Here is an 11535-nt window from a genome sequence, read left to right as displayed (position 1 = left end):
AACCCACATGAGGAGGCCGGAGTGTGTGGGCCGCATCCATGTGCGTTCCCGGCGTCCCGGCCTTAGGTTCAGCGCATGACGACGACACAGGTGGTCGCACTCCAGCTGCACGGTCGCACCGCGCTGGTCACCGGGGCGGGCAGCGGCATCGGCCGGGCCTGCGCCACCCGGCTGGCCGCGGGCGGCGCGCACGTGCTGGTGGTGGACGTCGACGAGCCGGCGGCCAAAGAGGTGGCGGCGGCGATCGGCGGCCGGGCGGTCACGGCCGACCTGGCCGAGCCGGACGCGGTCGACGCCCTCGACGAGCGCGTGGACATCCTGGTCAACAACGCGGGCCTGCAGCACGTCGCGCCGCTGCCCGAGTTCCCGCCGGAGCGCTTCGCCCACCTGCAGAAGGTGATGGTGGAGGCGCCGTTCCGGCTGGTCCGGCGGGTGCTGCCGCACATGTACGAGCAGGGCTGGGGCCGCGTCGTCAACATCTCGTCGGTGCACGGGCTGATCGCGTCGCCGTTCAAGGCCGCGTACGTGACCGCCAAGCACGCCCTGGAGGGGTTGTCCAAGGTGGTGGCGCTCGAAGGGGCCGGGCGCGGGGTCACCTCCAACTGCGTCGACCCCGCTTTCGTCCGTACGCCGCTGGTCGACAAGCAGATCGCCGACCAGGCCGCGGTGCACGGCATCAGCGAGTCCGAGGTGATCGAGAAGATCATGCTGGAGCGGGCCGCCATCAAACGCCTGATCGCCCCGGACGAGGTGGCCGAGCTGGTGGCGTACCTGTGCACCCCGGCGGCCGACCTGATCACCGGCGCCTCCATCCCGCTGGACGGCGGCTGGACGGCCCACTGACATGCCCTCGTCCGCGTGGGAGTTCCTCGACCTGCTGGCCCGCGAGGCGGCGCCGGTCGAGTTCGAGCAGCCGCTGCTGGCCGCCCGGGCCGCCGGCGCCCCGGCCGCCGACCTGGCCGAACTGGAACAGGTGAAGGTGCGCGCGCTGCAGGTGCGGGCCTTGCTGGAACGCCGGCGGCGCCGCGAGGAAGAGCTGTCCGCCCTGTACGACACCGCGGGCGACCTGGCCGGGCTGCGCGGGCTGGACGCCGTGCTGCGGGCGATCGTGCACCGGGCGCGGACGCTGCTCAACGTCGACGTGTCCTACCTGACGCTGAACGATCCGGAGCGCGGGGACACGTACATGCGGATCACCGACGGCTCGGTGGCGGCCAGCTTTCAGCGGTTGCGGCTGCCGCCCGGGGCGGGGCTGGGCGGCCTGGTCGCGTTGACCGGCACCCCGTACGCCACCGCGAACTACCCGTCCGACCCGCGGTTCGAGCACACGGAAGAGATCGACGGCGGCGTGGCCGACGAGGGGCTGGTGGCCATTCTCGGCGTGCCGCTGCGGCTGGGGCCCAGCGTGATCGGCGTGCTGTTCGCGGCCAACCGCACCGAGCGGCCGTTCGCCCGCGAAGAGGTGGCTCTGCTGGTGTCGCTGGCCGCGCACGCCGCGGTGGCGATCGACGCCGCGCGGCTGCTCACCGAGACGCAGACCGCGCTGGCCGAGCTGTCGGCGGCCAACCAGGTCATCCAGGCCCACAGCGAGTCGGTCGAGCGAGCCGCCGCCGCCCACGACCGGATGACCGCCCTGGTGCTGCGGGGCGGCGGGGTCGACGACGTGGCCCGCGACCTGGTCGACGTGCTCGACGGCGCGCTCCTGGTGTTCGACGCCCGCGGCCGCGAACTGGCCACCGCCAAGTCGGGCGCCGATCTGCCCTCGCTCGACCCGGCCGAACTGGCCGAGGCGATCGCCGCCTCGCGCGGGCAGGGGCGCAGCGTGCGGCGCGGCGACCTGTACGTGGCGGCGGTGGTGGCCGGGGCCGACAACCTGGGCGCGCTGGTCTTCCACCCGTCGCGGCCGCTGGCCGAGGCCGATCAGCGCACCCTCGAACGGGCCGCGCAGATCACCGCGCTGCTGCTTCTCTTCCGCCAGACGGTGGCCGAGGCCGAGGGCCAGGTACGCGGCGAACTGCTCGACGACCTGATCAGCCGCCCGGTCCGCGACCCCGACGCCCTGCGCTCGCGGGCCCGGCGCATCGGCGTCGACCTGGACGCTCCGCACGTGGTGGTGGTCGCCGACGACGCCCGGGGCGGGCAGCGGCAGCAGGTCACGTCGTGGGCCCGCGGGTTCGCGGCCGCGCACGGCGGTCTGGCCATGACCCGCGACGGGCGGATCACGCTGCTGGTCCCGGGTACCGACCCCGGACTCGCCGCCCGTCAGGTGTCCAAAGAGGCCGGACGGGTGCTGGGCCGCCCGGTGACGGCCGGCGCGGCGGGCCCGGCCACCGGCCCGGCCGAGATCGCGCCCGGTCATCAAGAGGCCGATCGCTGCGTCCGGGCCCTGGTCGCGCTGGGGCGGGCTGGCGCCGGAGCAGGCGCGAGCGAGCTGGGCTACGTCGGGCTGCTGCTGGCTCAGCGCCACGACGTGGGCGGATTCCTGCACGACGTCCTGGGCCCGGTCCTGGACTACGACCAGCGCCGGGGCACCGCGCTGATCCAGACGCTCGACGCCTACTTCGCGGCCGGGGGCAGCCCGGCCCGGGCCGCGGAGGGCCTGCACGTCCACGTCAACACCGTCAGCCAGCGGCTCGACCGGGTGGCCCAGCTGCTCGGCGAGGACTGGCACGATCCGGACCGGTCGCTCGACCTGCGGCTGGCGCTGCGGCTGCACCGGCTACGCGAGGAGACAGAATGACCGACCCGGAAGAGTTCGACGTCGCGGTTGAGGGCGGCCAGCTGCGGGTGTGCCAGTGGCCGGGTGACGGGCCGGTCGTGCTGGCCGCGCACGGCATCACGGCCAACGCGCTCGCCTTCACCCGGCTCGCCCGCGAGCTCGGCGGGCGGGTGCGGCTGGTGGCGCCCGACCTGCGGGGGCGGGCCCGCAGCAACGCGCTGCCGGGGCCGTACGGGATGGCTTCGCACGCGGCCGACCTGATTGCCGTGGCCGACCACCTGGGCGCCGAGCGGGTGACGCTGGCCGGGCACTCGATGGGCGGGTTCGTGGTGGCGTCGACGGCGGCGCTGCATCCCGAGCGGGTCGAGGCGGCGCTGCTGATCGACGGCGGGGTGACGTTGCCGGTGCCGCCGGATGTGGACGTGGACGCGGTGCTGCAGGCGGTGATCGGGCCCGCGATGCAGCGGCTCGGCATGACCTTCGCCGGCCAGGAGGAGTACGTCGGCTTCTTCCGCGCCCATCCCGCGCTCCGGGACGGCTGGAGCGCGGACGTCGAGGCGTACGTGATTCGGGACTTCACCGGCGATCGGTCGTCGTGCTCGCTGGAAGCGGTGCGGGCGGACGCGACCGACACGCTGATCGAGAAGGACACAGTGGACGCGGTGAACCGGCTCGCCTGCCCGGCCCGGTTGATGTGGGCCGACCGCGGGCTGATGAACGAGAAGCAGGGCCTGTACGACGAGAGCCGGCTGGCCGGAATCGAGATCGCCACGGAACAGGTAGCCGACGTCAACCACTACTCGATCCTGTTCGACGACCGCGCGGTGGCCCGGGTGGCCGGGCGCATCGTCGAGATGGCCGCCGGGCACACAGCCCGCCGCTGAGCTGTGGCGCTTAACGCCATCGAAACAATTCTATGAACCGGCCTATCTTCACCTCAGGTCACCGGCTGAGGAGGTTTGGTCATGCGGATCCGATGGTGGTTGGCAGTGGTCGCGATGGTCCTGGGGCTCGGGCTGGCGGCGCCGGCCCGAGCCGCGGCCGGCCTCACTCAGGTGACCGGCTTCGGCAGCAATCCGGGTGCGCTGCGGATGTACAGCTACGTGCCGGCCGGGCTGCCCGCGGGCCGGCCGCTCGTGGTGGCGTTGCACGGCTGCACGCAGAACGCCGCCGGCTACTACGCCGGTTCCGGCTGGGGCAAGTACGCGGATCTGTATCAGGCCGCGCTCGTGGTGCCCGAGCAGACGTCGGCCAACAACGCGCTCAGCTGCTTCAACTGGTTCACCGCGGGCGACATCGGGCGCGGGCAGGGCGAGGCGCTGTCGATCCGGCAGATGGTGGCGTACGCGGTGGCGACCTACGGTTCCGACCCGGCCCGCGTGTACGTGACCGGGCTGTCGGCGGGCGGCGCGATGACGGCCGTGATGCTGGCCGCCTACCCGGACGTGTTCGCGGCCGGGGCGGTGATCGCCGGACTGCCGTACAACTGCGGGACTATCTGCCAGTACCAGGCGGTCGCCAAGACACCGGCGCAGTGGGGTGACCTCGTACGGGCCGCCTACCCGGGCTACAGCGGGCCGCGGCCGCGGGTGGCGATCTGGCACGGCACCGCCGACAGCACGGTCGTGCCGGCCAACGCGACCGAACTGCGCGACCAGTGGACGAACGTGCACGGCGTATCGCAGACACCGACGGCCAGCACGACGCTGCCGGGCGGCACAGTGCAGGAAAGCTACGGGACGGCCGTGCAGCTCAACCGGGTGCCCGGGCTCGGCCACGGGACGCCGGTGAACCCGGGCGGCGCCGAGGACCAGTGCGGGACCACCGGGGCGTACTTCCTGGCCTCGATCTGCTCGTCCTACTACATCGCCCGCTTCTGGGGCCTCACCGGCGGCTCGGTCCCGCCGACCACGCCGCCGACCACACCGCCGACGACGACGCCGCCGCCTGCTCAGTGCGTCACGGCCAGCAACTACGCCCACACCACTGCGGGCCGGGCTCACCAGTCGGGCGGATACACGTACGCCAATGGTTCGAATCAAGCCATGGGCCTGTGGAACGTGCTCGTCAAGACCGGCCTGCGCCGCACCGGCGACAACTACTACGTGCTGTGCGGAGGCTGACGATGAACCGACCCCTGATCAAGGTCATCTTCGCGTCGCTGATCGGCACGGCCGTCGAGTGGTACGACTTCTTCCTGTACGGATCGGCCGCCGCACTCGTCTTCGGGACGCTGTTCTTTCCGACCTCGGAACCGGCCACCGCCACCCTCCTCGCGTTCGGCACGTACGCGCTGGGGTTCGTGGCCCGGCCGCTCGGCGGCATCGTCTTCGGGCACTTCGGCGACCGCGTCGGGCGCAAGAAGATGCTCGTCGTCTCGCTCATGACGATGGGCCTGGCCACGATCGCGATCGGCCTGCTGCCCACGTACGCCTCGATCGGGGTGGCCGCCCCGATCCTGTTGCTCGTCTGCCGGCTGGCCCAGGGCTTCGCGGTCGGCGGCGAGTGGGGCGGCGCGGTGCTGATGGCGGCCGAGCACGGCGACAACAACCGGCGCGGCCTGTGGACGTCGTGGCCGCAGGCCGGGGTGGCGCTGGGCAACCTGCTGGCCACCGGGGTGCTGTGGGTGCTGGCCGCGGTGCAGTCCGATGAGGCGTTCAACGCGTGGGGCTGGCGCATCCCGTTCCTGCTGAGCGCGGTGCTGGTGCTGGTCGGGCTGTGGGTGCGGCTGTCGGTCGAGGAGTCGCCGCTGTTCCTGGCCGCGCGCTCGGCCCTGCCCGCCCGGCATCAGCCGCTGCTCGAGGTGGTGCGCCGCTACCCGCGCGAAGTGCTGCTGGCGATGGGCATGCGGCTGGCCGAGAACATCGCCTACTACCTGTTCACCGTCATCTCCATCACCTACCTCACGACGTACGCGGGAAGCTCTTCCGATCGCAGCCTGATCCTCAGCGCCCTGCTGATCGGCTCGGTCGTGCAGTTCTTCGTCATCCCGCTGGTGGGCGCTTTGTCCGACCGGGTCGGCCGCCGCCCGCTCTACCTGGCCGGCGCGGTGGGTGTCGCGGTCTGGTCGTTCGTCTTCTTCGGCCTGGTCGGCAGCCGCTCCGAAGGCCTGATCATCGTGGCCGTCGTCGTCGGCCTGGTGCTGCACGCTTTGATGTACGCACCGCAGGCGGCCTTCTTCTCCGAGCTTTTCGGTACGTCGGTCCGCTACACGGGTGCGTCGGTCGGCTACCAGCTGGCGTCCATCTTCGCGGGCGCGCTGGCTCCGATCATCGCCCTCCGCCTGCTCGGCGACACCGACGCCCCCAACACCACAGCCGTCGCCATCTACATGACCGTCGCCTCGGCCCTCACCATCGCCGCGGTGCTGGCCGCCCGGGAAACAGCCGGCACCTCACTCCACCACGACCGCGTCACCCCCTTTGTCTCTCTCAGCCACGAGCGCGATCCGTCTGGTGACCAAGGCGCGACACTCGAAAAATCCGGGGAGGACGGAAAGAGGGGGTAACCGTGCTCCGACGAAACGTTCTTCTCTCGCTCCTCGCCGCGGTTCTCACCGTGCCGGTCGCCGGTGCGCCCGCGGCGGCGGCCCGGCCCGACCAGGACACTCTTCAACCGCTGCTCGAGGCGGTGCACGCGGCCGGCATGCCGGGCCTGTTCGCGCAGGTCCGCGACGGCCGGACCACCCTGCGCCTGGCCGCCGGGGTGGCCGACCTGGAAACCGGGCGGCCCGCTCAGCCCTGGTTCCGGCACCGCATCGGCAGCCTCACCAAGACCTTCGTGGCGACAACCTTGTTGCAGCTGGTGGGTGAGGGCCGGCTCAGCCTGGACGCGCCGATCGCGCGGTTTCTGCCCGATGCTCTTCCGGCCGAGCTGGGCCGGAAGGTGACGGTCCGGATGCTGCTCAACCACACGAGTGGGCTCGGCGACACGCCCAGGTGCTCCTGGCCAGCTTCGACTCGGTGGAGGCGACCCGGTTCCACGTCTTCACGCCGCGCGAGCTGATCGGCATCGGCCTCGGGCTGCCGCCGGCCAACGCGCCCGGCGCGGGGTGGTCCTACTCGAACACCAACTACGTCATCCTCGGCCTGCTGATCAAGAAGCTGACCGGGCACCCGTACGCCGAGGAGATCAGCCGCCGGATCCTGCGTCCGCTGGGTCTGCGGGACACGTACTTCCCGGGCCGCGAACTCCGGATCCGCGGCCCGCACCTCGACGCGTACATGATCTGGAGCGACGGCCGGTTCCGCGACCTTTCGGTGTACAGCTCGACGTGGGCCGACGCCGCGGGCGAGATGGTCTCGACGGCGGCCGACGTCAACCACTTCTACCGCTCGCTGCTCACGGGCCGGCTGCTGCGCCCGGCCCTGATGGCGCAGATGCAGACGACCGTCCCGATGGTGCCCGACGCTCCCGAAGTCGCCGGCTACGGCCTGGGCATCTACTGGCTGGCCCAGCCGTGCGGCAGGTTCTGGGGCCACACCGGCGGGGTGGTCGGCCAGACGACCAGCTCGTTCCACAGCCCCGACGGCAACCGCCAGATCACCGAGGCCGACAACCTCTTCCCCAACCCGAACCCGGCCATCAACCAGGCGCTCAACGTCTTCATGCAAACGGCGGCGTGCGGCTCGGCCGCACCCCCGAACCCGGCCCTGACGCGGGCGCTCGCGACGATCGACTGACCACCGCCCACGCGGCGATCAGCACCACCGTCACCACCTCGGCCAGCCCCAGCAGGCGTTCCACCCCACCCAGCGGAATGGCCCGCCACCAGCGGACACCCGTCCACGGCTCGGCCAGCACCGCCCACAGGATCGGAGTGAAGCAGAGCAGCGAAACTAGCCCACCCAGGGCGACCCAGCGGGCCGCGGTGTCGCGCAGCGAGCGCGCCGCGGCCCCCAGGGCGGCCACCGGCAGACTGAGGAACGCGACGACGCTCGCCACCCGGTGAACGTCCCCGCTCACCGACGGGCCGACCGACCAGTTGTGCTTCTCGAACCACACCACTCCGACCAGCCCGGCCACCCACAAGCCGAAGGCCACCGCCGCGCCGCCGCGCATCACGCCGGACCTCAGCGCCGCCACCAGCACACCGACCGACCCCGCGGCCAGCAGCAGAGTGGCCGCGTCGAACCACCACCCGTTCTCGAGCAGCGCGTAGTGGCTGATGGTCCGCCGGCTCCAGTCCAGCTCGGCCGACGGCGACACGAAGTGCAGCGCCGCATAGAACCCGAGCGACACCAGCACACAGGCGATGCCCAGCCCGGCCGGGATCAGGACCGTACGTGATCGTTCCAGCACCCGATCCAGAATGCCATCATTCCGGCGTCTCACGCCACGACCAGCGCCTCCGTCGGAGCGAGGCGGGCCGCTCGGATCGCCGGGTAGAGGCCCGCGATGGCCCCGATGACGACGGTGGCGCCGACGCCGCCGGCCAGGGCCCACAGCGGCACCACGGTCGGCCAGGTCTGGGTGACCGCGTACAGGCCGGTGACCAGATAGCCGAGCAAGACCCCGGCCGCGCCGCCCAGCAGTGACAGCAACAGGGACTCGGTGACGAACTGGGTGCGGATGTGGCCTCGCGTCGCGCCCAGGGAACGCCGCAGGCCGATCTCGGAGCGGCGTTCCAACACCGAGATGACCATGGTGTTGGCCACCCCGATGCCGCCGACCAGCAGCGCCACCGCGCCCAGGCCCAGCAGCAGCGCCGTGAACGTCTCGTCGGTGGCTTGGCGGGCGGCCAGGGCGTCGGACGGCTTCGACACCTTCACCTCGTCGGGGCTCGACGGGTTGGCCGTGGGCGCCAGCACCGACCGCACGGCCGACACGTGCGCGTCCGCCGATCGCGTGTAGACGGTGGTCGGGTGGCCGTCGAAGCTGAGGTACGACCCGGCCGCCTCCCAGCCCACCAGCACGGCCGTGTCCAGCTCGGGCGCGAGCGGCACCGGTTTCAGCACGCCGGTCACCGTCCACCACCGGCCGTCGATGGACACCGCCGGCACGTCGCCGAGCCGGCGGGCCGCGGTCGCGCCCAGCACCACCGTCGGGTACGTCGGCTTCACCCAGCTGCCGTGGGCGAACGAGGCGCCGACGGTGGCCAGCAGATCCGGCTGTGCGGCCAGCACGGCCAGCCCGCCCGTCTCACCCGACGGGATCCGGTCGGTCCGATACACCGCCGTCGACGCCACCTTCCCGGTCGCCGTGGCCGACTGCACCGGGCCGATCCGGCGGATCATCGCCACCGCCGTGTCCGGCAGCACCGCCTCATCGCCGAACATGGTCTGGCCGGGTGTCACTGTCAGCAGGTTGGTGCCCAGCGCGGCCAGCTCACGGTCGAGGTCGGCCCGGCTCGACGCCGAGATGCCGACCACCGCCGTCATGGCCGCTATGCCGATGGCGATGCCCAGCGCCGACAGCACCGCCCGCAGCGGGCGCGACCTCAACCCGTACGCACCCAGGCGAAGCAGATCCGGCAAGCGCAACCGATTCATGACCCGACCACCCGACCGTCACGCATCGGGATCTGCCGGGGCAGGCCGCCGGCGATCTCGTGGTCGTGGGTGATCACCAGAACCGTCGTGCCGGCCGCGTTGAGCTCGCGCAGCAACTCGACCACCCCCGCGCCCGACACCGAGTCGAGGTTGCCGGTCGGCTCGTCGGCCAGCAGCACGGCCGGATCACCGGCGACGGCGCGGGCGATCGCCACCCGCTGCCGTTCGCCGCCGGAGAGCTGATGCGGCCGGTGGCCCAGCCGATCGCCCAGGCCGACCCGGGCCAGTGCGGCCTCGGCGCGCCACTCGCGCTCCTTTCGGCGTACGCCCGAATAGAGCAGCCCATCGGCCACATTGGCCATTGCGCTTCGCCCCGGCGCCAGATGGAACTGCTGGAACACGAAACCGATCCGGTCGGCCCGCAACGCCGACAGCTGCCGGTCGCTCAGCGTCGCCACGTCGTGCCCGTCGATGCGCACCGTGCCCTCGGTGGGCTGGTCCAGCGTGCCGATGAGGTGCAGCATCGTCGACTTGCCGGAGCCGGACGGCCCGACGATGGCCACCAGCTCGCCGTACGCGACGGTCAGGTCGACCGACCGCACGGCGGTGACCCCGCCCGGGTAGGCCTTGGTGACGCCGGCCAGTTCAATGACGGCGCTCACGACGGCATCCCCACCTTCTGGCCCGCCTTGATGCCGCCGCCCGACACCTCGACCCGGCTGTCGGCGAACAGCCCGGTCTTCACCGCGACGATCCGCGGGCCGCCGGCCTCGACGATCTGCAACCCGTAGCCGCCTTCGGCCAGGGCGAGCAACGCCGCCACCGGCACGGTGAGCACGTCCGGCCGTTGTGACGCCACGAAGTCGACGCTGACCGTGGCCGCACCGAGGTCCTTGGGCGTCCGGGCGAACGTGATCGTCACGTCGACCCGGGTGGTGTCCGGCTGGTCGCCCTGCCCGGGCTCGACGACCGTCTCGACCTCGGTGATCTTGCCTTTTGTGGTGCTGCCGTCGGGCATCTCGACGTCGACGGCCGCCCCCGTGCGGGCCAGCCGCTGGTCGTCGACGTCGAGCGGGACCGTCGCCACCATCGACGTTCCGGTCGTCTTGAGCAGGCCGGCGCCCGGTTGCACGACGGCGCCGCGCTCGACGGTCAGCGAGTCGACGCGAACCGGACCTTCGGCGTACGCGATCTGGTCGGTCCCGATCCGGCCGGTCTCCGCCATTCCGAGGTCGTCCTGCCAGTCCTCGACGGCGGCGGCGGTGGCCGACGTGTACTCGTCGTCGACCGTGAAGCCGGTGTAGCCGAGCGCCCGCAGGTTCTTCTCGAACTGCAGCACGTCGGCGCCATCGACGCCGGGGCGCAGGGTGCGGTACGCGGGAAGTGACCCGTACAGGAGGGGAACCGGTTTGTTGTCGAGCCGGTAGAGCGGCTTGCCGCGAGTGATGACCGCACCGCCGACCGGCAGGGCGGTAACCGTTCCCGAGGCACGAGCTGTGACCGTGGCCGTGTCGCCATGACCGAGCGTGCCGTCGTGCGACTCCTGATCGACCAGCGTCTCCCGGGTGATCTCGGCGGTCTCGGCCGGCCCGGTGGCGCCGGGCTGGTCGCCGCTCTCGGCCTCCAGCAGGTTGAAGAACGCGACCGCGCCCACGGTCAGCACGCCGGCGACCACGCCGGCCGTCGTCCGCTTCCTCATGCCGTGGCCTTCTCGCGGCCGTCCGGCATGAACTGCGAGCACTTCTGCTCGGCCTGGTCGAACGCGGGATCACCGGGGCCGACGCCGCTGCCGTCCTTCTTGCGCTCGAGCCGGATCCCGCCGTCGGGCTGCGGATCCGGGAAGTCCGGCACGCCGTTCTCGCGCATGCACTTGGCCAGCTTCCGGCCCTGCTCGAGCATCTCGGGGTCGACCTCGCCCGGGTCACCGCCGTCGGGCGCGTACTTCTGGCAAGCCTCGTGCGCGGCCTGCATCTTCTCCGGGTCCGTGCCCTTGGGCGTCTTGACGATCGTGCGCCCGTTCGGATCCGGGTCGGGGAACCACGTCAGCCCCTGCTCGCGCATGCACTGCGCGAACTTGAGCGGCGCGTCCTCGTCGAGCGTCTGCGACGGAGTCGGTTCCGCCGTCGCCGCGCCGCTCTGCGCGGTGGCCACGCCGTCCCCGTCGTCGCCTCGGGCGCCACATCCGGCCGAGGCGAGCACCAGCATCAAACCCGCGATCAAAACCTTTCCCGTACGCATCAAAGCCTCCTCACCGGGCAGCGGAGCGCTGCTACGGCGAAGTGAAGCGGGCGCCGGGTTTCCCGGCCGTCAAGGAAAAACGTGACG

At 72.0% G+C, this 11535-nt stretch carries 12 protein-coding genes; 7 read left to right on the top strand and 5 right to left on the bottom strand.

Translation table 11 applies throughout. The features are described 5' to 3' along the window. The first annotated feature begins 75 nt into the window (after positions 1-75). From OWR29_RS42330 to OWR29_RS42300, 7 genes are all read left to right on the top strand, one after another. Positions 76-843 (top strand): 3-hydroxybutyrate dehydrogenase, encoded by a 768-nt coding sequence (locus OWR29_RS42330; protein ID WP_267569258.1) that lies wholly within the window; start codon positions 76-78, stop codon positions 841-843. Position 844: 1 nt separating this feature from the next. Then, positions 845-2740, top strand: a complete 1896-nt coding sequence (locus OWR29_RS42325) for a helix-turn-helix domain-containing protein (protein WP_267569257.1) — start codon at positions 845-847, stop codon at positions 2738-2740. Continuing rightward, on the top strand, positions 2737-3603 hold the full coding sequence (locus OWR29_RS42320) for an alpha/beta hydrolase (RefSeq protein WP_267569256.1): 867 nt from the start codon (positions 2737-2739) through the stop codon (positions 3601-3603). Before OWR29_RS42325 ends, OWR29_RS42320 begins: the two co-directional genes overlap by 4 nt. 81 nt (positions 3604-3684) lie before the next feature. Continuing rightward, positions 3685-4842 carry an extracellular catalytic domain type 1 short-chain-length polyhydroxyalkanoate depolymerase gene (locus OWR29_RS42315; protein ID WP_267569255.1) on the top strand — a complete coding sequence of 386 codons (1158 nt, stop codon included), beginning with the start codon at positions 3685-3687 and terminating at the stop codon, positions 4840-4842. A 2-nt stretch (positions 4843-4844) separates the two neighbouring features. Continuing rightward, positions 4845-6227, top strand: a complete 1383-nt coding sequence (locus OWR29_RS42310) for an MFS transporter (protein WP_267569254.1) — start codon at positions 4845-4847, stop codon at positions 6225-6227. A 2-nt stretch (positions 6228-6229) separates the two neighbouring features. Further along, complete coding sequence (locus OWR29_RS42305; RefSeq protein ID WP_267569253.1) at positions 6230-6724, top strand: serine hydrolase domain-containing protein; 495 nt, start codon at positions 6230-6232, stop codon at positions 6722-6724. Further along, complete coding sequence (locus tag OWR29_RS42300; protein ID WP_267569252.1) at positions 6682-7401, top strand: serine hydrolase domain-containing protein; 720 nt, start codon at positions 6682-6684, stop codon at positions 7399-7401. Before OWR29_RS42305 ends, OWR29_RS42300 begins: the two co-directional genes overlap by 43 nt. Here OWR29_RS42300 and OWR29_RS42295 read toward each other — a convergent pair. From OWR29_RS42295 to OWR29_RS42275, 5 genes are read right to left on the bottom strand one after another with little or no spacing between them, the layout of a single operon-like run. After that, positions 7325-8020 carry a DUF998 domain-containing protein gene (locus OWR29_RS42295; RefSeq protein WP_267569251.1) on the bottom strand — a complete coding sequence of 232 codons (696 nt, stop codon included), beginning with the start codon at positions 8018-8020 and terminating at the stop codon, positions 7325-7327. The two genes, OWR29_RS42300 and OWR29_RS42295, sit on opposite strands and share 77 nt — an antisense overlap. A gap of 29 nt (positions 8021-8049) precedes the next feature. Continuing rightward, positions 8050-9210, bottom strand: coding sequence for an ABC transporter permease (locus OWR29_RS42290; RefSeq protein ID WP_267569250.1), 1161 nt, complete (start codon positions 9208-9210; stop codon positions 8050-8052). Continuing rightward, positions 9207-9872, bottom strand: coding sequence for an ABC transporter ATP-binding protein (locus OWR29_RS42285; RefSeq protein ID WP_267569249.1), 666 nt, complete (start codon positions 9870-9872; stop codon positions 9207-9209). The genes OWR29_RS42290 and OWR29_RS42285 overlap by 4 nt, the downstream gene beginning before the upstream one ends. Then, positions 9869-10909, bottom strand: a complete 1041-nt coding sequence (locus tag OWR29_RS42280) for an efflux RND transporter periplasmic adaptor subunit (RefSeq protein WP_267569248.1) — start codon at positions 10907-10909, stop codon at positions 9869-9871. The genes OWR29_RS42285 and OWR29_RS42280 overlap by 4 nt, the downstream gene beginning before the upstream one ends. Further along, the gene (locus tag OWR29_RS42275; RefSeq protein WP_267569247.1) at positions 10906-11448 is read right to left on the bottom strand and encodes a hypothetical protein; all 543 of its coding nucleotides are present in this window, start codon (positions 11446-11448) and stop codon (positions 10906-10908) included. The genes OWR29_RS42280 and OWR29_RS42275 overlap by 4 nt, the downstream gene beginning before the upstream one ends. Between the last annotated feature and the right edge of the window lie 87 nt (positions 11449-11535).

This window comes from Paractinoplanes pyxinae, from assembly GCF_026626335.1.
In the GTDB taxonomy this organism is placed as follows: domain Bacteria; phylum Actinomycetota; class Actinomycetes; order Mycobacteriales; family Micromonosporaceae; genus Actinoplanes; species Actinoplanes pyxinae.
The sequence above is the reverse complement of the archived record's forward strand: the minus strand, read 5'-3'. Positions and strand labels throughout refer to the sequence as shown.

What these genes read in the sequence shown, in the direction of transcription:
- OWR29_RS42330 (WP_267569258.1), top strand. Translation starts at nt 76, where the DNA reads ATGACGACGACACAGGTGGTCGCACTCCAGCTGCACGGTCGCACCGCG.
- OWR29_RS42325 (WP_267569257.1), top strand. Translation starts at nt 845, where the DNA reads ATGCCCTCGTCCGCGTGGGAGTTCCTCGACCTGCTGGCCCGCGAGGCG.
- OWR29_RS42320 (WP_267569256.1), top strand. Translation starts at nt 2,737, where the DNA reads ATGACCGACCCGGAAGAGTTCGACGTCGCGGTTGAGGGCGGCCAGCTG.
- OWR29_RS42315 (WP_267569255.1), top strand. Translation starts at nt 3,685, where the DNA reads ATGCGGATCCGATGGTGGTTGGCAGTGGTCGCGATGGTCCTGGGGCTC.
- OWR29_RS42310 (WP_267569254.1), top strand. Translation starts at nt 4,845, where the DNA reads ATGAACCGACCCCTGATCAAGGTCATCTTCGCGTCGCTGATCGGCACG.
- OWR29_RS42290 (WP_267569250.1), bottom strand. Translation starts at nt 9,210, where the DNA reads ATGAATCGGTTGCGCTTGCCGGATCTGCTTCGCCTGGGTGCGTACGGG.
- OWR29_RS42280 (WP_267569248.1), bottom strand. Translation starts at nt 10,909, where the DNA reads ATGAGGAAGCGGACGACGGCCGGCGTGGTCGCCGGCGTGCTGACCGTG.
- OWR29_RS42275 (WP_267569247.1), bottom strand. Translation starts at nt 11,448, where the DNA reads ATGCGTACGGGAAAGGTTTTGATCGCGGGTTTGATGCTGGTGCTCGCC.